20 protein-coding genes are annotated in these 21,636 nt (G+C 74.5%); 7 read left to right on the top strand and 13 right to left on the bottom strand.

Features of this window, described 5'->3' with window-relative positions; translation table 11 throughout:
- The 3 genes from ABD317_RS16955 to ABD317_RS16945 all read left to right on the top strand — a co-directional run.
- Positions 1-892: carbohydrate ABC transporter permease (locus tag ABD317_RS16955; RefSeq protein ID WP_344290813.1), on the top strand; the 892-nt coding region annotated here is incomplete at its 5' end.
- Positions 885-1,739 (top strand): carbohydrate ABC transporter permease, encoded by an 855-nt coding sequence (locus ABD317_RS16950; RefSeq protein ID WP_344290812.1) that lies wholly within the window; start codon positions 885-887, stop codon positions 1,737-1,739. The genes ABD317_RS16955 and ABD317_RS16950, both read left to right, overlap by 8 nt.
- 20 nt (positions 1,740-1,759) lie before the next feature.
- Complete coding sequence (locus tag ABD317_RS16945; RefSeq protein ID WP_344290811.1) at positions 1,760-3,121, top strand: GH1 family beta-glucosidase; 1,362 nt, start codon at positions 1,760-1,762, stop codon at positions 3,119-3,121.
- Between the two features lie 221 nt (positions 3,122-3,342).
- Here ABD317_RS16945 and ABD317_RS16940 read toward each other — a convergent pair whose 3' ends face one another.
- Positions 3,343-4,611 carry an MFS transporter gene (locus ABD317_RS16940; RefSeq protein ID WP_344290810.1) on the bottom strand — a complete coding sequence of 423 codons (1,269 nt, stop codon included), beginning with the start codon at positions 4,609-4,611 and terminating at the stop codon, positions 3,343-3,345.
- A 61-nt stretch (positions 4,612-4,672) separates the two neighbouring features.
- Between ABD317_RS16940 and ABD317_RS16935 the strand changes: the two genes are divergently transcribed.
- Complete coding sequence (locus tag ABD317_RS16935) at positions 4,673-5,647, top strand: transcriptional regulator (protein ID WP_344290809.1); 975 nt, start codon at positions 4,673-4,675, stop codon at positions 5,645-5,647.
- 157 nt (positions 5,648-5,804) lie between these two features.
- Complete coding sequence (locus ABD317_RS16930) at positions 5,805-6,920, top strand: glycoside hydrolase family 183 protein (RefSeq protein ID WP_344290808.1); 1,116 nt, start codon at positions 5,805-5,807, stop codon at positions 6,918-6,920.
- Here ABD317_RS16930 and ABD317_RS16925 read toward each other — a convergent pair.
- The 4 genes from ABD317_RS16925 to ABD317_RS16910 all read right to left on the bottom strand — a co-directional run bounded on the left by ABD317_RS16925 (position 6,917) and on the right by ABD317_RS16910 (position 8,235).
- Complete coding sequence (locus ABD317_RS16925) at positions 6,917-7,093, bottom strand: hypothetical protein (protein ID WP_344290807.1); 177 nt, start codon at positions 7,091-7,093, stop codon at positions 6,917-6,919. The two genes, ABD317_RS16930 and ABD317_RS16925, sit on opposite strands and share 4 nt — an antisense overlap.
- A 263-nt stretch (positions 7,094-7,356) precedes the next feature.
- On the bottom strand, positions 7,357-7,707 hold the full coding sequence (locus tag ABD317_RS16920; protein WP_344290806.1) for a hypothetical protein: 351 nt from the start codon (positions 7,705-7,707) through the stop codon (positions 7,357-7,359).
- Positions 7,704-8,096 carry a hypothetical protein gene (locus ABD317_RS16915; protein ID WP_344290805.1) on the bottom strand — a complete coding sequence of 131 codons (393 nt, stop codon included), beginning with the start codon at positions 8,094-8,096 and terminating at the stop codon, positions 7,704-7,706. Before ABD317_RS16915 ends, ABD317_RS16920 begins: the two co-directional genes overlap by 4 nt.
- 10 nt (positions 8,097-8,106) lie before the next feature.
- Complete coding sequence (locus ABD317_RS16910; RefSeq protein ID WP_344290804.1) at positions 8,107-8,235, bottom strand: hypothetical protein; 129 nt, start codon at positions 8,233-8,235, stop codon at positions 8,107-8,109.
- Positions 8,236-9,154: 919 nt separating this feature from the next.
- Between ABD317_RS16910 and ABD317_RS16905 the strand changes: the two genes are divergently transcribed.
- The gene (locus ABD317_RS16905; protein ID WP_344290802.1) at positions 9,155-9,916 is read left to right on the top strand and encodes a helix-turn-helix domain-containing protein; all 762 of its coding nucleotides are present in this window, start codon (positions 9,155-9,157) and stop codon (positions 9,914-9,916) included.
- A 307-nt stretch (positions 9,917-10,223) separates the two neighbouring features.
- Here the strand turns inward: ABD317_RS16905 and ABD317_RS16900 are convergent, their stop codons facing one another.
- Positions 10,224-11,090 (bottom strand): LysR family transcriptional regulator, encoded by an 867-nt coding sequence (locus ABD317_RS16900; RefSeq protein WP_344290801.1) that lies wholly within the window; start codon positions 11,088-11,090, stop codon positions 10,224-10,226.
- 70 nt (positions 11,091-11,160) lie between these two features.
- Here ABD317_RS16900 and ABD317_RS16895 point away from each other — a divergent pair, with 70 nt between their 5' ends.
- Entirely contained in the window at positions 11,161-11,586 is a 426-nt protein-coding gene (locus tag ABD317_RS16895) for an ester cyclase (RefSeq protein ID WP_027757299.1), read from the top strand.
- A gap of 48 nt (positions 11,587-11,634) precedes the next feature.
- Here the strand turns inward: ABD317_RS16895 and ABD317_RS16890 are convergent, their stop codons facing one another.
- The 7 genes from ABD317_RS16890 to larC2 form a co-directional block, all read right to left on the bottom strand.
- Positions 11,635-12,600 (bottom strand): putative protein N(5)-glutamine methyltransferase, encoded by a 966-nt coding sequence (locus ABD317_RS16890; protein WP_344290800.1) that lies wholly within the window; start codon positions 12,598-12,600, stop codon positions 11,635-11,637.
- A 40-nt stretch (positions 12,601-12,640) separates the two neighbouring features.
- Entirely contained in the window at positions 12,641-14,320 is a 1,680-nt protein-coding gene (locus ABD317_RS16885; RefSeq protein WP_344290799.1) for a bifunctional 3'-5' exonuclease/DNA polymerase, read from the bottom strand.
- Positions 14,321-14,542: 222 nt separating this feature from the next.
- Entirely contained in the window at positions 14,543-15,562 is a 1,020-nt protein-coding gene (locus ABD317_RS16880; protein WP_344290798.1) for a lysophospholipid acyltransferase family protein, read from the bottom strand.
- On the bottom strand, positions 15,559-17,136 hold the full coding sequence (gene larAH / locus ABD317_RS16875; protein ID WP_234020258.1) for an NPN-dependent hydroxyacid isomerase, LarAH14/15/16 family: 1,578 nt from the start codon (positions 17,134-17,136) through the stop codon (positions 15,559-15,561). Before larAH ends, ABD317_RS16880 begins: the two co-directional genes overlap by 4 nt.
- Positions 17,137-17,267: 131 nt before the next feature.
- Positions 17,268-18,509 carry a zinc-binding dehydrogenase gene (locus ABD317_RS16870; RefSeq protein WP_027757295.1) on the bottom strand — a complete coding sequence of 414 codons (1,242 nt, stop codon included), beginning with the start codon at positions 18,507-18,509 and terminating at the stop codon, positions 17,268-17,270.
- Complete coding sequence (locus tag ABD317_RS16865; RefSeq protein WP_344290797.1) at positions 18,506-20,881, bottom strand: HAD-IB family hydrolase; 2,376 nt, start codon at positions 20,879-20,881, stop codon at positions 18,506-18,508. Before ABD317_RS16865 ends, ABD317_RS16870 begins: the two co-directional genes overlap by 4 nt.
- A 61-nt stretch (positions 20,882-20,942) precedes the next feature.
- Positions 20,943-21,636, bottom strand: a 694-nt coding sequence (larC2, locus tag ABD317_RS16860; RefSeq protein ID WP_344290796.1) for a nickel pincer cofactor biosynthesis protein LarC2, incomplete at its 5' end; no start/stop codon positions are given.

Here is a 21,636-nt window from a genome sequence, read left to right as displayed (position 1 = left end):
CCTGCCGTACCTCCTGCTGCTGCCCGCCCTGCTGCTGGAGCTGCTGATCCACCTGGTGCCGATGGCCGTCGGCGTGGTGATGAGCTTCAAGGAGCTGACCCAGCACTACATCCGCGACTGGGGTGCCGCGCCCTGGGCGGGCCTGGACAACTTCGAGGTCGCCGTCGACTTCGACGCCCCCGTGGGCGAGGCACTGCTGCGCTCGTTCCTCATCACCTGCGCGTTCACGGTGCTGGCGGTCGGGCTGTCGTGGCTGCTCGGCGTCACGGCGGCGATCCTGATGCAGGACCCCTTCCGCGGCCGCGGCCTGCTGCGCGCGCTCTTCCTCACCCCGTACGCGCTGCCCGTCTACACCGCCGTCATCACCTGGTCGTTCATGCTCCAGCGGGACAACGGCCTGGTGAACCACGTGCTCCACGACCAGCTGGGCCTGACGGGCCAGCCGACGTTCTGGCTGATCGGCGACAACGCGTTCGTCTCGCTGGTCGTCGTCTCGGTCTGGCGCACCTGGCCGTTCGCCTTCCTGGTGATCACCGCCGCGCTGCAGAACATCCCGCGGGAAGTGTACGAGGCCTCCGCGATCGACGGCGCCGGGATCTGGCAGCAGGTCCGCCGGATCACGCTGCCGTCGCTGCGGCCGGTCAACCAGGTGCTGGTGCTCGTGCTGTTCCTGTGGACCTTCAACGACTTCAACGTGCCGTACATCCTCTTCGGCAAGTCGGCGCCGGAGTCGGCGGACATCATCTCCCTCCACATCTACCAGTCGTCCTTCGTCACCTGGAACTTCGGCGCCGGCTCGGCGATGTCCGTGCTGCTGCTGCTCTTCCTGCTGGTCGTCACGGCCGGCTATCTGCTGCTCACCTCCCGGGGAAGGAAGGCGGCCAGTGCGTAGCTCCCCCACCGCGCCGCCGCGGTCGTTCGTCTGGACCCGGCGCATCGTGCTCACGCTGCTGACGGCCTTCGCCGTCACCCCCGTGTACGTGATGCTCAGCAGCTCGCTGAAGCCCCTGGAGGACGTGACGGGAGCGTTCCAGTGGATCCCCAGCGGGCTGACCGTACGGCCGTACCTCGACATCTGGGACACGGTGCCGCTGGCCCGCTACTTCTTGAACTCACTGATCGTGGCGGGCGCCGCGACCGGCTGCTCGGTCGTCGTCGCGGTCTTCGCCGCGTACGCGGTCAGCCGCTACCGCTTCCGCGGCAGGCGGATCTTCACGGTCACGGTACTGTCCACCCAGATGTTCCCCGGCATCCTCTTCCTGCTGCCGCTGTTCCTGATCTTCGTCAACATCGGGAACACCACCGGGATCGCCCTCTACGGCTCCCGCGGCGGGCTGATCCTCACGTACATGACCTTCACCCTGCCCTTCTCGATCTGGATGCTGGTCGGCTACCTCGACTCCATCCCCCGCGACCTGGACGAGGCGGCGCTCGTAGACGGCTGCGGGCCGCTGAAGGCGCTCTTCCGCGTCGTGGTGCCCGCCGCGGTCCCCGGGATCGTCGCCGTCGCCATCTACTCCTTCATGACCGCCTGGGGCGAGGTGCTCTTCGCCTCGGTCATGACCAACGACGTCACCCGGACCCTCTCCGTCGGGCTGCAGGGCTACGCCACCCAGACCGAGGTGTACTGGAACCAGGTCATGGCCGCCTCCCTCGTCGTCAGCCTCCCCGTCGTCGCCGGCTTCCTGCTGCTCCAGCGCTACCTCGTCGCCGGGCTGACCGCCGGAGCCGTCAAGTGACCCCGCCCGAAAGGACCCCCGTGACCGACCTGCACCTCGACCGCCTCCCGTCCGACTTCGTGTGGGGCACGGCCACCGCGGCGTACCAGATCGAGGGCGCCGTCCGCGAGGACGGCCGCGCCCCGTCCATCTGGGACACGTTCTCGCACACGCCCGGCATGGTCGCGGGCGGCGACACCGGCGACGTCGCCTGCGACCACTACCACCGCTGGCCGGAGGACATCGCGCTGATGCGCCGGCTGGGCACCGGGGCGTACCGCTACTCGATCGCCTGGCCGCGCGTCGTCCCGGGCGGCGACGGGCCCGTCAACGAGCCCGGGCTCGCCTTCTACGACCGGCTCACCGACGCCCTCCTCGAAGCCGGCATCACACCGTTCCCCACGCTCTACCACTGGGACCTGCCGCAGGCGCTGCAGGACCGCGGCGGCTGGGCGGAGCGCGCGACCGCCGAGGCGTTCGCGGCGTACGCGGACGCGGTGGCCCGCCGGCTCGGCGACCGGATCACCCACTGGGCCACGCTCAACGAGCCGCTCTGCTCGGCCTGGATCGGGCACCTGGAGGGCCGGATGGCCCCCGGGCTCACCGACCTGACGGCGGCGGTACGGGCCTCGTACCACCTGCACCTCGGCCACGGCCTGGCGGTCCAGGCGCTGCGCGCCGCCGTGCCCGACGCCCGGATCGGCCTGGTCAACAACCTCACGCACTGCGAGCCGGCCTCCGACCGGGACGAGGACGTGGCCGCCGCCGCCCGCGCCGACGGCCACACCAACCGCTGGTGGATGGACCCCGTCCACGGCCGCGGCTACCCGGAGGACATGCGCCGGCTGTACGGCGTGGACCTGCCCGAGCGCCCCGGCGACCTGGAGACCATCGCCGCGCCGCTGGACTGGCTGGGCCTGAACTACTACTTCCGCAACGTCGTCGCCGACGACCCGGACGGCCCGCTGCCGTACGCGCGCCAGGTCGACCTGCCCGGCGTGCGGCGCACCGCCATGGGCTGGGAGGTGCACGCCGAGGGGCTGACCAGAACGCTGGAGCGGATGGCCGACGACTACCGGGTGCGCTGCCTGTACGTCACCGAGAACGGCGCCGCCTACCCCGACGCGGTCGGGCCCGACGGCCGGATCGACGACCCGGAGCGCACCCGCTATCTGGAGGAGCACGTCGCGGCCTGCGCCGAGGCGGTGCGCCGGGGGGTGCCGCTGGCGGGCTACTTCGCGTGGTCGCTGCTGGACAACTTCGAGTGGGCGTACGGCTACGACAAGCGCTTCGGCCTCGTCCACGTCGACTACGCCACCCAGCAGCGCACCGTCAAGGGCAGCGGCCGGCGCTACGCCGACCTGATCCGCGGTCACCGCGCGGCGTCCCGGCGCGCGGCCTAGCCCGTACGCCCACCGCACCACGCTCCGCCCGGGCCCGCCGCCGCGTCCTTGCCCCTCCCCCCACCACGACGGCGCGCCCGGGCGGTCACCGACGTCCGCGGTTCATCCACATCCCCCGCACCGAAGGAGCCGCCCGACTTCCTGCGCGTCCTCGACGGCAGGCTGGCCGGCGCCCGGCGCGTCGCCGACGTACGAGCTGCCGCCGGGCGCGGTCGCCACCGTCACCCGGCCCGGGGCGCCCGGGGCCTGGCCTCCGGCTCCCGGTCCCGCCGCCCGCCTCCGCCACCGGGCGGGTGCGGGGCCGGGGCTGCCGTGGGGGCCGGGGCCGCCGCCGTGGCGGCGCGCAGGCCCGGCGCCAGGGCGAGCGTGACGGCGGCCGACGCCGCCCCCATCGCGGTCATCGCCGTTGCCGGCGAGGTCAGCTCCGCGACCCCCCCGGCGAGGGCGGCGGCCACGCCCTGCATCGTGAGCATGCCGGCGGTGTGCAGCCCGAGGGCCTGGCCGCTCAGCTCGTCCGGGGTGTGCGCCATGAGCCGTTCCTGCTGGACGAGGCTGGCGGCGAACCCGGCCGAGGCGACGGTGACGGCGACCGCGGCGACCGCGGTCGGCGGCCGCAGCACGAAGACCAGGTACGGCACGGCCAGCAGCATCAGCAGCGGCACCCCGAGCCGGGCCCGCCACCGGGCCGGCACGAACCGGCCCGCCAGCACGTCGCCCGCGAGCATGCCCAGCGCGGCGAGGGCGAGCAGCAGGCCGGCGCGGCCCGGGTCGTACGGCACGAACTGCGACTCGGCGCCGACGACGAGTCCGTTGGGCAGCCACAGCGCCAGGTAGAGGGTGCGGCGGTGCCGCGAGGACCAGAGCAGCGCGTTGACCCGCCAGGTCTCCGCGACCGAGGGCCGGCCGGCCAGCCGCGGCGCACGGGCGCCGAGCCCGGCGCGGGCGACGGCGGCGCCGACGAGGAACGCCCCGGCGGCGACGAGGAGCGTGCCGCGCGGGGACAGGGTGCTCACCAGCACGCCGCCGACGGCGAAGCCGGTGATCTGCATGGCGCCGGCGGACATGTTGACCACCGACCTGCCGAGCAGGTAGCCGTCGCGCGGCAGGATCTCGTTGAGCAGCCCGTACCGCACCCCGCCGCCGACCGAGGCGAGCAGCCCGAGGCAGAGCAGGATCGCGAACGCGCCCCACACCGGCATGCCCGGGGTGGCCTGTACGGCGGTCGCGGCCGCGTAGACGAGGGCGAGCGCGGCCATCGCGGCGCGCGGCGGCAGCCGGTCGGCGGCGGAGAGCAGCAGGGTCGCGCCGAGCACCTGGGCCAGCGAGGGGCCGAACATGGCGAGGGCGGACAGCAGCGGGGAGCCGGTCTCCTCGTAGATGTGCGTACCGAGGGCCAGGCCGCTGATCGTCAGCCCGGCGATCTGGAGGGAGGAGGCGGCGAAGAGGGGCGTGAACTCCGGGGTGCGGAACAGTTCGCGGTACGTGCGCATGCCGGGCAGCCTGCGGGAGGCGGCCGCGGCGCGGTTAGAGTTTCGCCGGGAGGCGAAAGCAATGGGGTGGTGGCAGGTCGACGCGGACACGCTGGCGGACAGCCGGTTCGTCGTCTCGCCGTACGCCGAAGCCCTCGCCTGCCTGAAGACGCTGGCGCGGGGCGCGGCCGGACACCCCGGCGAACGCGCCTGGCTCGACGCGCACCTGCCGGCCTACCGCGCGCGGCTCGCCGCCGACCCGGTGGCCGGCGAGCTGGTCGCGGCGGGGCTGCTGCGGCCGTGGAACGCGGACTTCCTCACCCCGACGCCCACGGGCGCCCCCGGGGTGTCGTTCGAGGAGGAGCTGCGGGCGGTACGGGCCACGCCCGCGGACGCCGCCCGCGCCGACGTCGCCGTGAGCCTCGGCGGCCGGCTGCCCGAGCGGCTGCGCCGGGACGACCTGCCGCACCTGGCCGCGGAGTTGCTGGCGTGGGTGTGGCGGGAGACCGTGCTGCCGGACTGGCCGCGGCGCCGGCGCGTCATCGAGGCGGACATCGTCGCGCGCACCGCGCAGGTGGGGCAGGGCGGCTGGGCGTCCGCGCTGGACACGCTGCGGCCGGGAACGCGGTGGCTGGGCGCGAGCCGGCTGCAGATCAACGTGCGCGACTACCCGCCGCGGGACGTCTCCGGCGCCCGGCTGCTGTTCGTACCGGTCGTGCCGCGCACCGGCTGGGTCTCCTGGCATCTCCCGCAGCAGCGCTACGCGCTCGTCTACCCCTGCGCCGGCGTGCTCGCCGAGACCGGCTCCGCCGCGCCGCCGGAGTCGCTGGGCCGCCTGCTCGGCCCGGCCCGCGCGAGGGTCCTCGCCCTGCTCGACACGCCGAAGAGCACCACGCAGCTGGTGGCGCTCACCGGGCAGGGCCTGGGCTCGGTGGGGCGGCATCTGAAGGTGCTGCTCGACGCCCGGTTGGTGGTGCGCAGGCGGGCGGGCCGGTCGGTGCTCTACTACCGCACGGCGGCGGGCGAGGTGCTGGTGGCGGCGCAGCGGGCCGGGTGAGGCGGCGCCGGGCGGCGGGAGGCGCCGTGCCGGGGTTGTTGACGGGGCCGGGAGGCGGTGGGACGCTCTGTCCGCGAGGTCGTGAAATCGATTTCTTTGATCTCCGGGAGGGCCCATGGGCAGTCATCGCGAGGCCGGACGAGGGCGTGGCGCGCCGATGAGCAGGGCGCGGTTCCTGAGAGCGGCGGCCGGTGCCGCGGCCGGCGGCGGGGTGCTGCTGGGCACCGGGCAGGCCGCGGCGGGAGCGCCGCGCGACACGGCGGTGCCGCCGCGCAGCGGTGCCGGCGCCGGGCGCGGGGCGCGGGCACCGGAGGTGACGAAGATCCGGGACCTCACCGGGCCCGGGATCACCACCGCGTACCGTATGGAGGCCACCGACCTGGGCATCCCGGTGCGCACCCCGGACGGCCGGATGCTCTTCGTCTTCGGCGACACCTTCGAGCAGGCGCGCGTCGGCGGCGGCTGGTGGCGCTCACCCGTCGCGCTGTACTCCACCACCCGGGACCTCGACGCCGGCGTCACCTGGTCCGGCGCGGTGGGCGGCGCCGCGGCACGGCAGCTGTGGGCGTACGAGCACGACAACCCCGTCTTCTCCACCGTCCTGCCGTCCGACGTGATCACCGTCGGCTCGACGATGTACCTGCACGCCATGGTCAACAAGGGCCTCGGCAACGTCGTCTGGACGGAGATCTGGCGCTCCGACGACAGCGGCGCCACGTGGGTGCACACCGGCGCGAAGTTCGCCCCCGACCTGCACGGCGGGCTGTTCCAGCTGCTCACCTGGGCGGAGGGGAACGACGGCTTCGTGTACGTGTTCTCCACGGAGTTCACCCGCAGCAAGCCGATGATCCTCCAGCGGGTGCCCGCGACCCGGATCGCCGACCCCGGCGCGTACGAGCCGTGGGGCTACCGCAACGGCGCCTGGGCCTGGGGCAACCCGCCGACGCCGGTGCTGGAGGGGCGCTTCGGCGAGATGTGCCTGCGGCCGATGGCGGGCAGGTGGATCCTCACCTGGTTCAACGAGGCCGACTACCGCATCGACGGCATCCTCATGGACACCCCCACGTCCAACATGTACGAGGCGCACCGCCGGACGCTGGTCTGGGGCGGCGAGTGGGGCAACGAGGACGACTCCCACGTGGCGCAGCTCTACGGCGGCTACGTCATCCCCGGCTCGACGCCGGACAACCTGCACCTCGCGGTGAGCCAGTGGAACACCGCTGAGGGCTGGCCCTACCGCGTCATGCAGCACCGGGTGCGGGGGTTCGCCTAGTGGCGCAACAGCCAGCGCTCCGCCCGCCCGCGGCGGTCCTGCGTCGGCACCGGCCGCCGGCCGGCCGCGAGCTCCCGGCGGTCCAGCCACACCCGGGCGAGCCGGTACGCCCGCGGCAGACCGCGGACCCGGCGCCCGAGGGCGATGCGCGCGTACGGCTCCGGAGTGCGCACGGCGCGGCGCAGCGGGACCGGGAGGGCGCCGACTGCGTACTGCGGCTGGAGGTGCCGCGACCCTTCGCGGGCAGCCGCCCGTGCTCCTTCTCGACCGCCTTACGCCACAGCATGGGGACCTCCCTCAAGACCGCCGGCGCACTCCCGCTCGGTGACCATCCGGATCGGCGTCTCCTCGGACAAGGAGACGGCTTGCCCTTGAGCACGCCGGCGGCGCGGGCCGCCGCGCCCGATGGGGGGGGCACGACCGGGGCCTTCGCGCGTCAGGTCCGCTCGCGCAGCTCTTCCAGCCGCCGGCGGTACAGCGGGCCTGCGACGTGTGCGGCCCGCGCTTCGCTGGGGGCGGAGGTCTCGATGAGGTGGTGCGCCCGCGCCTTCAGCTCGGCGGCCCAGGCGAGGACGTGTTGCTGTGGGCCCCGGCCGCACTCGTCGGGCTCCCCAGGCAGGCACAGCGGGAGGTCGTCACCGAGCTTGTTCGCGGCGTGCCGGGTGTAGCCGGCGATCTGCGCCCACTCCTCGTCCGACCGGACCGGCGCGCCGGCGTCGGGGTCCGTCGGGCCGTCGTAGTCGTCGCCGTGGTCCGTCATCGCGTGCTCCTGCCAATGCGTGGTCATCCCGGCGAGCCGATGCTATCCGTGGCCCGCGGATCGCAGTGCCCGACGGAGGGGACGCACGGCCCGCAGGGGCCGCACATGGGAAGGAACTGCGGAGGCGTGCACGATGCTGCGCCGGCGCCGTGGGCGTCCCGGATCTCGCGGCCGATGGCGGCCATGCGCGGGCCGGTCCAGATGTCGGCCAGCGCGGTGCGCCTGACGTTGCCGCCGATGAACTGGACGTCGAGCGCGCCGATCTCGGCGAGCTGCCGGATCGTGCGCTCCCAGTCCGGCACCGTCATCGTGCCGTGTGTGCCCTGCGGGCCGCTGTCCGCGTAGCAGTGGCCGCACGACTCGTTGCAGCGGCCGGTGACCTCTAACCAGGCGAACCTGAGAGGGACAGTGTGCATGGCGGACTCCTTAGACGTGGCCGGTCTCGGACGCGACGAGCACCGCCAGGGCGGCGAGGACGGACAGCGCGAGGAACGCGGCGGTGGCCGCTTGGGCGGCTTCACGGCGGCTGCGCGCCTGTGCGGTTCGGGGGTTCATCTGTGGCTCCTCTCGGGGCCCGCCCCGGACCGCCCGGGGCGGTGGTGCGCGCCCCGCCCGCCTGGCACCTCGACAAGTGGGCGGAGCGCCTTTCCCGGCTGGCCGTGAGCAGCGGCGGCCGACCGGGGGCCTCCTCCTGGCCCGGGTTGACAAGCCGGCGGTCAGGAGCGGGGATTCAGCGGTGCGCTGGGGGTGTCGGCGGATGAGGACGAAGCAGTCGGTGGCCGCCGAGTGGTCGCTGCGGTTGCGTGCGGCCCGGCGTTCCGGTCGAGCTGGCTGCACGTCTCGCAGCCGGGGGAGGGCTGGGCTTCCTTGCCGTCGCGGATGGGGAGGTCAACGGGCGGTGAGAGGTAGGTGCGGCGTGCGGGGGCGGTCACCGTGTGGCTCCTCGCCAGGTGAGGACTGCCGTTCGCCGCGCTGCAGCCCGCCGCTCGTCGTCGGTCGCGGGCCGGACCGCGGGGAGCGGCGCGATCCACGGACGCCCGCCGCGTGGCGGGCGGAGCCGGGCGTACTCGTCGAGCACGCGGACCACGCGCCCGAGCCTGCCGGTCCTGCGGTCGATCAACAGATCGCCCGCCGCCGGCGGTGCAGGCCGCCCGTCGCCGCGCATGTTCACCGCCCCCCGCGGCAGCGCGGACACTCGCACGGCGGATAGGCGCCATTGAGTAGAGGAGGCTCGCAGTCGCGGGAGTAGAACCGCTTCACGGGCCCCCAGCTGCGCCCGCCGTCGCGGGACACGCGCAGCGTCAGCCGGGGAGATTCGAGCTGCGGGGTCAGCCAGGTACTGATACGTTCTGCCACCCGGACAGAATGACGCCGAAACGTCGCCATCCGCGGCGTCGTCGCAGGCGACATTCCGACGACACGGACGGCGTCATTTAGGTGTCGTTCCTGAAGGACCATGGCTACGGTGATTGGTATGGCTACACCCAACAGCGCGCTACAGGCCGCTCGGCTGTCGCTGCAGATGTCACAGGACGACCTGGCCCGTGCCATACGCACGGCAGGCGAACGCATCGGCCGGCCAAACAGCGCGAACAAACGCCTGATCCAGCGCTGGGAGGCGGGCACCGTCACCGCACCCCACCCGGCCTACGCCCGCGCGCTAGAGGCCGTGACGGGCCTGCCAGTGGCCGCACTCGGCTTCACCGTCCCCCAGGCCCGCGTCGCCGACGACGGGCACGGCGGCCACGACCTCGAAGACTCACCCACCGGCATCCCAACCGGGAGCGGGGCCACTGCACCGCGAACGGCCCCGGCGACAAGCTACGCCGGTATCTGGCTAAGCCGGTACGAGTTCTTCTCCTCCGGCCGCGGGGAGTCGTTCACCGGCGGTCACTTCGTGGTGCTCGTCCAGCACGGCAACGTCCTCACCGGCCGCAGCCTGCCGAACGCCTCTCTGAACCCCGAGTCGCCGCTGACGCTGGACCTCACGGTCGACGGCAGCGTCGTCACCGGCACGTGGACAGAGCAGACTGCCTCGGACGGCTACTACCGCGGCGCCCGCTATCACGGCGCGCTGCAACTGCTCGTCGAACCCACCGGCCGCCGCATGGCCGGCAAGTGGGTCGGCTTCGGCAAGGAGATGGACGTCAACACCGGCCCGTGGGAACTGATCTTTCAGGACGCCTCGACGACGAAGGCTGTCATCGACAGCTACAGCCAGCCGCCAGAGATGTAAGCGTCACCATGTCCTGGCATGACGCATCGCCCCCTGCCCCGGCCACGTGGCCAGGACAGGGGGCATCGTGCTGTTACCGCGGGCTCGTACTCGACGATCAGGTCCGGGCACTTCGCGGCGCGGTCGATGAGCGCGTCCCGCTCCCTCTCGTCGATGGACGAACGGCTGCCTGATCAGTCTGTCGCCGTGGTAGACGATGATGGCGTCGATCTCGTCGGCGTCGATCGCCCTCAACATCCGGTCCCACGCGGGGCGCTTTCGGTCCCACTGCCCCGTGCTTCGGCAACGCGCCGTCCTACGAGGGCTCTCACCTCGGCGGGGCCTCGGTGGCCGGCGGGTCGAGGGGCGGGCTCGTCGCGGCGACCTCGGCGGCCGTGCGGAGGAACGCGGCGAGGGCACGGTCGCGGCGCTCCTCGGGCCAGACGGCGAGCACGGTCGTCCGGCGGCCGTGGACGGGTACGGCGACCAGGCGCCGGCCGAGGTGACGTGCGACCGACTCGGGCAGGACGGCGGCCATGCGGCCGAGAGCGATCAGCTCGGCCACCTGGCCGGTGTCCGTGATGACGGGTCCGCTGCCCGGCGCGTCCGCGGTCCAGCGCGGAAAGGTCTCACCGGCCAGGTCGGCCATGCGCAGCGACGCGCTCCCGGCCAGCCGGTGGTCCGGCGCCAGCACCACGAGTTCGCGTTCGGTCAGCAGTTCCTCGCTGGCCAGGCCGCCCAGGTCGGCCTGCGGCAGCCGTACGAACGCGACGTCCGCGGCGCCGTCACGCAGCAGGGCCTTCTCCTGGCCGATGCCGCAGACCGTCACCTCGACGTCGATCGCGTCGGGGTGGGCGGCGAACCGCGACAGGACAGGTTCAAGCAGGCCGGCGTCGCCGCCGGGTTTCGTCACGACCGTCAGCTTCCGCGGCGCCCGCCCGGCGCGCCGGGCCAGGTGTTCCGCCCGCTCCAGGGCGGTGAGCGCCTCACGGCCCGCACGCAGCAGGATCTCGCCGGCCCGGGTGAGCGCTATGTGGCGGCTGGTGCGCTCCAGCAGTTGGACGCCCAGCCGCCGTTCCAGCCGGCGGATCGCCCGGGACAGCGGAGGTTGGGCGATACCGAGCCGAGCTGCGGCCCGGGTGAAGTTCCGTTCCTCGGCCACCGCGACGAAGTAGGCCAGCTCCCGGGAGTCCATACCCTCAGGGTATGGCCGGGGGCTCCGATCGGTCTTGGTGTCACCGGCGGGCGGCTGCTGGACTGGAGCCATGACAGACACCGGCGAGTCGCCGTCCAGCGTGGACCGTATGCGGTTCTTCGTCGAGCAGGTGCAGCACGGAGGGCGGCTCGAACTGATCGACACGCTCGTGCATCCCGACTACCGCAACCACACGACCGAACCGGGGCAGGCAGCCGACCGGGAAGGGGTCCGAGCCACCATGGCCGCGATGCACGCGGCCTTCTCCGATCTCACCGTGGACATCCTGCACTGTGTGGGCGACGGGGATCTCGTGGCCACCCACAAGGTGTTCCGCGGCAGGCACACCGGCCCGTGGTTCGACGTCGCCCCGTCCGGCAACCAGGTCGGGTTCCGCGTGATGGACCTGGTCCGCTACCGGGACGGGCAGCTGGCCGAACACTGGGCCGTCGCCGACGCCCTGACCCTGCTGCGCCAGACGGGCGCCCTGGCATGAACGCCGCCCAGGGTGCCAGCGCTTCCGGACGCAGGCGGCGCTGCCGCGTCATGCAGCACCGGGTGCGGAGGCTCGCGCGGCGGGCGGGTGCGGGCTGCGGCCGCCGCGTCCGGTGACGACCGTCGCCACCAGGTCCGGGCACGTCGCGGTGTGCGCCGTCAGCCCGGCGGCGGCGACCGCCGCGCGGGTGCCGGGCTCCTGGCGGGCGCTCGTCTCCACCAGCAGCACCCCGCCGGGCGACAGCCACCGCGGGGCCTCCGCGATCACGCGGCGCTGGACGCCGAGCCCGTCGGCGCCGCCGTCGAGCGCGGTCAGCGGCTCGTGGTCGCGGGCCTCCGGCGGCAGGAACGGGATCTCGGCGGTGGGCACGTACGGGGCGTTGGCGACGAGTACGTCCACGCGGCCGCGGAGTGCGGCGGGCAGCGCGGCGTACAGGTCGCCCTCGTAGACCGCGCCGCCGGCCGGCTCGACGTTGCGCCGGGCGCAGCGGCCCGCCGCGGGGTCGACGTCGGCGGCGTACAGCTCGGCGGCCGGTACGGCGGCGGCGACCGCGGCGCCGACGGCGCCGGAGCCGCAGCACAGGTCGAGGACGACGAGGCGGCGGGCGGTCGCGGCTGCGGCGGCCTCGCCGGCTGCCCGGGCCGCCGCGGCGGCCTCGCGGACCAGGAACTCGCTCCGCCTGCGCGGGACGAACACGCCCGGCTCCACCGCGATCTGCAGCCCGCAGAACTCGGCCCGGCCGAGCACCTGCTCCAGCGGCCGGCCGGCGACGCGGCGGTCCGTGAGCCGGTCCAGCTCGGCCGGTCCCGAGGCGGCGGCGAGGAGGAGGCGGGCCTCGTCCTCGGCGAAGACGCAGCCGGCGGCGCGGAGGCGGGAGACGAGGTGGGCGGGGGGCGGGGCGTCCTGCGGTGGGGTGCCGGGCGGTGCGGCGGCCTGCGGTGGGGCGGCCTGCGGTGGGGCGGTCCGTCGTACGGCGGTCTGCGGTGGACCGTCCTGCGGTCGGTTGTCGGGCACGTACCCGTTCTACCTCGTGGCCCGTACGCCCCGCCCGCCCTTATTTCGCGTCCGCATAGCACTCCACCACCGCCGTCGTGAACGAGAACACCACCGGCGTCGCCCCGAACACGACCTCCCCCGCCCGCGCCGACGCCGCCGCCAGCGCCTTCTCCACCGCCGGGGCCTCCTCCGCCGGGCAGTGCACGATCACCTCGTCATGCTGGAAGAACACCAGCTCCGCCCGCAGCCCCGCCAGCTCCTGGCGCAGCGCGGCCAGCAGACACAGCGCCCACTCCGCCGCGCTGGCCTGCACCACGAAGTTGCGCGCGAACCGGCCGCGCGCCCGCGCGGCGGCGCCCCCGCGCGCCGGTGCCCCGCCCCCGCCGTCCTCCTGCGGCAGCCCCGCCTCGCCGTCGTCGGCCGCGTCCGACGGCGCGCACGTACGGCCCAGGTGGCTGCGCACCAGACGGCCCTCCTCGCCGGCGCGGGCGGCCTCGTCCACGTACGCCACGGCGGCGGGGAAACGGCGGCGCAGATCCGCGAGGTACGTCAGCGCGTCGCCGGAGGTCTGCCCGTAGATCGCGCCCAGCAGCGCGAGCTTGGCCTCGGCGCGCCCGCCCGCGAACGCGCGGTCGGCCAGCGCCGCGTACAGGTCCCGGGTGCCGTCGGCCGCCGCCATCAGCCCCGGGTCGCCCGACACGGCGGCCAGCACCCGCGGCTCCAGCTGGTCGGCGTCGGCGACCACCAGCCGCCAGCCCGCGTCGGCGACCACCGCCCGGCGCACCACACGCGGGATCTGGAGCGCGCCGCCGCCGTGCGTGGTCCAGCGGCCGGACATGGCGCCGCCCGGCAGGTACTCGGGTCGGAACCGGCCGCCGTGCACCCAGGTCTGCAGCCAGGACCAGCCGTGGGCGGTGTGCAGCCGGTACAGCCTCTTGTACTCCAGCAGCGGGGCGACGGCGGGGTGGTCGATACCGCGCAGCTCCCACTTGCGGGTGGACGTGACACGGACACCGGCCCTGCGGAACGCGCGGACCACCTCGGCGGGCAGGTCCGGGCGGACCCGCTCGCCGAACGCCCGGGACACCTCCTCGGCCAGCTCGGCGAGGCGGGGCGGCTCCAGACCGCCGGGATAGCGGCCGCCGAGCAGCTCGGTGAGCAGGGCGTCGTGGACGTCGGCGCGCCACGGGAGGCCGGCGCGGTGCATCTCGGCGGCGACGAGCAGGCCAGCGGACTCGGCGGCGACGAGGAGCCGCAGGCGGTGGGGGTGGGCGGTGGCGGCGATACGTTCCTGCTGTGCGGCGTGGACGGCGAGGAGGGCGTGCAGCGGGTCGGTGCCGTCGGGGAGCGGGGCGGCGGCGGGGGCGGCGTCGAAGAGGGTGGGCGCGGGCTCGCCGGCGAACGGGCGGGGCGGGCGGTCCGCGGGCACGGGGTGCCCGCGGAGGCGGGCCCAGGCGGCGGCGAGGGAGCGGGGCAGGCCCCACAGCCCCTCGTGGCCGAGGAGGATGGCCTCGGCGGCCTCGATGTCGTGGCAGCGGGGGACGGTGAGGCCGGCGTCGAGGAGACGGGGGTAGAACTCGGCGGTGGCGGGCCAGATCCAGCGGTCGGCGGTGGGGTGGTGGCGGAGGGCGTCGGCGGGGTGGGGGTGGGTTTCGGCGGGGGCGGCGGGGTGGCCGTCGGGGGTGACCGGGCATACGGTGACGCCGTTGTGGGGTCCGTCGGCCATGGCCCATCGCATGGGGCCGAGTCTGGCACCGGCCGCCGACACCGGGGTCGGTGGCGGGGGGGTGTTCCCCAATCCCGCCCCTTCCCGGAACCGGGGCCGCGCCCCGGACCCCGCACCGCACCTCCGGCGCGGACAGAGACCCGCGGGGGCTACGCCCGCGCACCCCCCGGGGGCTGCGCCCCTGCGACCCCGCAGGCAGCCGTGCGCGTCTCCGGCGTGGGGGCGGGCTCGCCCTCAGTCGTTCCGCCACACCCGTCTGCGGCCGTCCCCCATCGACGGCTTCGTCGCCTCCCACACCCGCCGCCACTCCGCCACCGGCTTGCCCTGCTCGACCGGTGTCGACGTCAGCGGCAGCGCCGTCGTGCGGCCCTCCGGCAGCGCGAGGCGGCCCTCGTGGGCGGCGCGGAGCGACTGGTACCAGCCGAGGTCCTCCTCGGACCACAGGGCGGCGATGTGGCGGAGCATCCGGGTGCGGAAGTCCGTGATCGACTCGTCCTCCTGCGGGGGCAGGGGGCGGCCGAAGCGGACCACGAGGCGGGTGCCCGTGCGGGTCGGCAGGGCCTTGCCGCGCGGCATCGCCGCGAACGTGCCGCGGACCGCGACCGGGACGACCGGGATGCCCATGCTCACGCACAGCCTCGACGCGCCCATCTTGAACGAGCTCATCCAGCCGTCGTGCGACCGCGTCCCCTCCGGGTACAGCAGCAGGCTCCAGCCGTCGTCGATCAGCTCGGCCGGCAGCGACACCCCGCTGCGGCGCGAGCCGTAGCGGTCCACGGGGAAGGCGTTGAACATCAGCGCGGTCGTCACGCTGACCGCCGTGGAGGTGAAGAAGTAGTCCGCCGCCGCGCCGACCGCCGTGCGGTCGGCGATGCGGCGGGGCAGGGAGCCGAGGATCAGCGGGGTGTCGAGGTGGCTGGAGTGGTTGGCCACGAAGATCGCCGGGCCGCGCAGCGACTCCAGCAGGTCCAGGCCCTCGACTTGCGGCCGCGTCTTGGCCCAGGCGTACTGCTTGAGCACCCCGCGCTGGAGCACGTTGCGCACGGCGCGCGCCGCGGGCGTACGCGCCCACGCGGTGGGGAAGGTCTTCTGCTCCGCCTTCCCCGCCCCGTAGCCCGCCGCGCCGCCGCCCGGTGTGCGGTAGCCGCGGGGGGCCAGGGCGCGGCCGCGCCAGTCGCGGCCCGACCGCAGCATCGCGAGGTCGCCGCGCAGGCTGCCCCTGCCGCCCTTCCGCGGGGTCTTCGCGCCGCTCATCGGACCGATGCCAGGGTCAGCGGGGGCATGTGCTGGTACGTGATCGAGGGGCTGGTGCCCACCGTCTGCGACGCCAGCTGCAGCGCGTCGTTCAGCGTCGAGGCCGACTGCACGCCGAGCCGGGCCGCGGCGCTGCGGTCGGCGCCGACGAAGATGACCTGGCCCAGGTGCTGCATCGCGTGCGCGCCCCAGTACCACATGTAGAAGGGGTGCACGCCGTGGTAGGCGTAGCTCTTCCGGTAGAGGTGGGTGTACCAGGGGTCGGTGGCGAACTGCTTCTCGAACTTGGCCTCGATGACCGCCGGGTCGGTGGTCTCGGCCAGCACCTCTTCGTAGAAGTCGATGTAGCTGGGGTGGTGGACGGGGTGGAACTCGTTCGGCATCGGGTGGTAGAAGATCCCGACGCCGCCCTCCCGCACGATCGGCTGGTTCAGATAGAGGTTGAAGAAGTAGCCCAGGCCCAGGCACATCGTCAGGATCGGGTTCATCACCGAGTTGACGTTGTACGGGCAGATGTACGGCAGCCCGTAGACGGCGACGTCGGCCTGTCCCTGCACCTCGGTGAGCTGCTGGCGGTGCACGTTCCGCAGGGTGATCGGGTGCACCTCGCTGGGCGCGCCGGCGTTGACGCCGGTGACCCCGTACGGCGCCTCCGTGCGGTGCCACAGCCGGCGCCGCATCGACGGCGTCATCAGTGAGTTGCCGCGCCGGGAGGCGAGGTAGGCGGCCTGGTCGCCGTAGTTCCACTCCCACTCGCGCTTGTTGAGGAAGCGGGTGGCGGCCGGGAAGGTGTCGTTGTTCAGCGTCGTCTCGACGGTGAACACCTTGACCTGGCCGCCGATCAGGTCCTGCATGCGGTTGTACGAGTGGTGCATGGCCGACTTCGGCGGGTCGTTGAACGACCGGGAGTGCCGCAGCGTGTGCACGTTGTGGTGGTGGCGGATGCTGCGGTAGCTGGCGAGGCCCACCGACACCGACTTGGGTCCGCCGCTCATCGCCGTCGAGGTGATGTTGACGTAGACGACGAGGTCGCTTTCGGCCGCCCGCCGGTTGATCTCGACCTCCTCGCCCTCCGCCGTGTCGCCGAGGTGGACGAGGTTGTCGCGGTCCTCCGCGTCGTGGTTGGTGAGGTGCTGCGGGAAGAACGACCGGAACACCCGGTCGCCCACCACGTGCTGCAGCTCCGCCGGGGTCATGCGCCGGTGCAGGGCGTTGGCGGCGATCAGCTCGACGTCGTCCACGCCCTTGGCCGCCGCCATCTCCAGCACCTGCTCGATGATGCGCTGGCGCACGTCGGGCCGGCGCATCGGCGGCAGCGGCAGCGACAGGTCGTCGAAGACGATCGTCAGCCGCATGCCGGGGAACAGCAGCTCGGGCAGCGGCTCGCTGCCGTGCGGTTCGAGCAGCGCGCGGCGGATGACCCCGTCGAGGTCGCGGATGCCGGGCAGCGAGTCGGGCGGGTAGATCACCCGGGTGCCGTGGGGCAGCCGCTCCAGCCGGAAATTCTCGCCCTCGTGCACGAGCAGGGGCGGGGTTCGTTCGTCGACTTCCAGCACGAAGCCTGGTCTGCTCACGTTCTCTCCTCAGTGTGGTCGCCGGCGCCGGCAGCGGGCGGCGGTGCGGGCGGCGGTTGCCCTGCGGCTGCGTACGGCGGTGGGGGGCGGCCGACTGGTGTGCCGGCCCCTACCCTGCCATTCGTGCCCGGTCAGCCGTCCAGGGTCGGGTCAAAGGCGATCTTGACGGAGCCCGCCGAGCCGGCCGCGAACGCGTGCTCCAGCGCGGGGCGCCACTGCTGGAGCGCATAGCGTTCGACGTACCCGTCGAGGGGCGCCGACGCGGCGAGCTGCGCCGCCTTGTCGAAGTCGGTGCCGGGGCGGCCGTCGGGGCCCGTGTCGGGGCCGCCGTCCTTCGTGGCGTCCTCGCGGCGTCTGGTGGTGTACGCGCCCACCAGGCTCAGCTCCCGGTACCACAGCGGGGTCAGGTCGGCCCCGCCCGGGATGCCGGAGACGACCACCGTCCCCCCGGCCCGTACGGTACGCAGCGCGGTGTCGAGGCCGGCGCCGCCGCCGGTGCACTCGAAGGCCACGTCCGCCCCGCCGAGCAGGAACTCGGAGCCCAGCTCGGGGCGCTGGGCCAGCGCCGAGGTCAGCCGGCGGACCGCGCGCAGCGCGCGGTCCGGCTCGACGGCCTCGTCGGCGCCCAGGGCCAGCGCCCGTTCGCGCTGGTGGCCGTGCTTGGCGACGACGTGGATGGTGCCGGCCTCGGTGAGCTGCCGCAGCGCCAGCACGGTGAGCAGCCCCACCGTGCCGGCCCCGATGACGAGCACCGAGGCGCCCGGCTCGATCGGCACCCGGCGCACCGAGTGGATCGCGCAGGCCAGCGGCTCGATGAGCACCGCGCGCTCGTCCGGCAGGTCGTCGGGCACCGGGCGGAGCTGGTGCTCGTGCGCGACCATGCGCTGGGCCCAGCCGCCGCCGGTGTCGGCGCAGTAGCCGGTCTGCATGCCGGGCGAGAGGTGCCCGGAGGTGATGTGGTCGCAGCGGTTGGTGTGGCCGGCGCGGCAGGCGTCGCACTCGGGCAGACCGCGTACCGCGCAGGACAGCACCGGGTCGAGCACGACGCGGGTGCCGCGCGGGATGGCCGGCAGGTCGTCGAGCGTGGTCCCGACGACCTCGTGGCCGGGCACGAACGGCGTGGACGTCAGCGCCGCCAGGTACGGCGACACGGTGCCGTTGAGCATCCCGAGGTCCGAGCCGCAGATGCCGGACAGGCTGGGTGCCAGCCGGGTCCAGCCGTCGCCCTTGGGCAGCTCGCGCCGGTCGCGGCTGAGCCGCAGCGGCGCGAGCGAGCCGGCCAGCGAGCCGGCGGCGCGGCTGCGGGTCCGGCTGAGCCCGCGGGCGGCCAGGAAGCGCGCGGGCGAACGGTGGTACTGCAGCGCCAGGCTCATCGGCCCTCTCCGTCGGATGCGGTGCGGCCGGCCGCGGGCAGGGCCCGTACGGGCCGCGGCCGGGTGTGGCTGATCACGGTGCCCGCGAGCGCGTCCCAGCGGCTCGCGGTGTGCGTCCCCCAGCGGGCGATCTGCCAGTGGCGGCGCTTGGCGTGCCGGAACAGCCGGGTGTCGGGGTTGACGGCGTGCGGCTTGCCCACGACCTCCAGCAGCGGCCGGTCCGAGTAGCTGTCGGCGTAGCCGTAGCTGGCGCCGAGGTCCAGCTCCCGCTCGCGGGCGTGGCTCTGCAGCCACGCCGCGCGGCCCTCGCCGACGATCGGCGGGGTGCGCAGGAAGCCGGTCAGGATGCCGTCGCGTTCGGCGAGGTGGGTCGCCTCGATGTCGTCGAAGAGCGGCCGGAGCGGCTCGACGAGCAGGTCGAGGCTGCCGGTGATGAGCACGGTGCGGTGGCCGGCGGCGCGGTGGGCGCGGATGCGCCGTACGGCCTCCGGCATGACGCGGTGCAGTAGCGCGTCGCCGACCTGCTCGGCGACCAGGGCGCGCAGCTCCTCGACGTGTGCGCCCTCGTAGCGGCGGAAGAAGGAGCGCATCACGTCGCCGCGGTCGCGGCGCTCGGCGAGCAGGTAGCGGGGGGCGTTGCGGGCGAGGTCGAACAGCTCGGGGGCCCAGCGCCCGCGGGGCAGCGACGCCAGCCGGGTCCACACGTACGACTCGACGATGTCGGAGGCGATGATCGTGCCGTCCAGGTCGAACACGGCCGCGGTGCCGCCCGCGGTCCCCCCCGCCGGGCTCCCGCCGGGCGGGAGCGCGGCGGGGTTCGGCTTCCGGGTGCCGCGCCGGCCGCCGGTCCGGGCCCGCAGCGGGGCGGTGACCTTGGGGCAGTGGACCTCTTCGAGGTACGTGTACCAGTCGATCCCGGCCGGGTCGAAGCCGTGCTCGGCGGCGCGGTCGGCGGGCAGCGCGGCGTTGAGCGCGCGCAGCTCGCGGTCGTCGTAGACGACGGCGGTGCGGGTGTAGACGCCGTACAGGTCGGAGTACTTGCGGAGCGTCTCCAGGGACCGCTTCTCCTTGTGCAGCCTGCTCGCCCACTCCTGGGTGCGTTCGGTGCCGGGGAGCTGGCCGAGCAGCTTGTCGGCGATGTTCGCGGCCCGCTCGCCGGCGCCGAGCGCGAACTCCACGCGGGCGGCGCCGGGGAAGGTCCACGACGGCGGGCGCACGTGCCCGCGGCCGCTGCTCTCCGGCAGCGGGTCGCGGCGGAAGTAGGAGTGCACGTGCTTGTAGAGGTCGCGCAGCGTGAGGGGGTTGGTGGCGCCGGAGCCGACGTGGAAGTAGTGCGGCTCGGCGCCCTCGTCGGGCGGGGCCGCCGCGGCGGCGAGGGTGGCGTTGACGACGAGGTCGACGGGGACGACGTCCATGACCGTGTCCGGCTGTCCCGGCATGTCGCGCAGCAGCCCGCTGCCGTACGCGATGATCAGCGGGTCGGCCATCTTGAAGCCGTCGATCCAGCCGGGGTACGGGTGCCGCAGCGCGCTCTCCACGATCGCCGGGCGCACGATCGACAGCGGCCGGCCCGCCCACAGCTCCTCGACGGCGCGCTCGGACATGGCCTTGGTGAAGGTGTAGACGTCGGAGAAGCCGAGGATCTCGGCGCGGGTGGCGCCGTGCTCGACGAGCCGCTCCTCGACCCACGCGCGGCGCGCCTCCTCCGCGTCCTTGGCGGCGATCTGCGGGCCGGCCTTGCCGTGGTCGCGGCCGGCCTTCTCCAGCGCCTTGCGCAGCACCTCGGGGCGGCGGGAGGCGCGCTCGACGTCGTCGCGGGCGGCCAGGCCCTGGGCCAGCTCGCGCCGCCAGTCGACGTCGTGGGTGAGCCGGCCCTCGCGCACCAGGCCCTGGCCGCCGCTGGAGACGTACGCGGTGGAGATGTGCACGATGTGCGGCGGGCGCTCCTGCTCGCCCAGCTTCTCGTACAGCGCGACGGCCCCGGAGACGTTGCTGCTGAACGCCTCGTCGATGGGCGGGTCGAAGGAGACGGACGACGCGCAGTGGATGGCGACGTCGACGTCGCCGGGGAACTCGACGTCCTCCAGCCGGTCGAGCGCGCCCTCGACGACGGTGACGCGCCGCTCCGCCTCGGCGAACGCGGCCTCGTCGCCGACCTGCTCGCGCCAGGCGCGGAAGACGTCCTTGCGCAGCAGCCGGCGGAAGCGGTCGGCGGCGCCGCCGTTGCCCCGCGGGCGGACGACGATCGTCACCCGGGTGCCGGGGTGGCCGGACAGCAGCCGCTCCAGCAGCGCCTGCCCGATGAAGCCGGTGGCTCCGGTCAGCAGGACGTGCGCGTCGTCGAGTCGCCCGATGCGGTAGGTCCCCGTCACTCGTGCCCTCCCCTGGTCTGGTCTTGCATATGCCGGTCTCTGTTTCTGGTGCGGACCGGCGTCAACCGGTGGCGGGCCGCGGCACCGCCAGGTCGCCCCGGTAGCGGACTGCGGCAGCTTCGCACACCGCGCGTACGGGCCAGCCCAGCGCGGCCGCGGCGGTCTCCGCCTCGGCCAGCTCCGGCTGCACGGTGAGCGCGCCGCCGGGGCCGTCCGCCACTTTGACGGTGACCTGCTGCTCGGCGCCGGGCGGGCCCACGGCCACCACGGCGCTGTGCCGGGGCAGCATGAGGCGCCGGTGGGCGGACCAGCGGACGCCGAGCGTGGTGGTGTGCAGGAACAGCGCGTCGGCGACGGCCGGCCGCACGTCGTCCGCGCACAGCGCGGTGACGACGCGGCCGGGGCGGCCGTGCCGGCCGACGGTCTCGGTGGTCCAGCAGTCCCAGGCGCCGGCGGCGCGCAGGGCGGCGAGGACCGAGGGCCACAGCCGCGGGTCGAGGTCGTCGACGGTGCTCTCCACGACGGTGACCTCGCCCTCGGCGGGGCCGCCGCCGAGGGGGTCCGCGGGCGCGGCGGTGCCGACGACGACGCGGGTGATGTTGGGGCGGTCCGGCGTGTCGCGGCGGCCCCCGCCGGTGCCGACGGACCGTACCGCCATCTCCGGCAGCGGGCCGGGAGCCGCGAGGGCGGTGGCGCGCGCGGCGCCGGTGGGGGAGCAGGCGGAGCTGGCGTGGAACCCGGAGTTCCTGCGGGAG

Origin of the sequence: Streptomyces synnematoformans, from assembly GCF_039531005.1 — a bacterium.
Taxonomy (GTDB): Bacteria; Actinomycetota; Actinomycetes; order Streptomycetales; family Streptomycetaceae; genus Streptomyces; species Streptomyces synnematoformans.
Note: the sequence above shows the minus strand (reverse complement) of the source record. Positions and strands in the feature narration are given on the sequence as shown.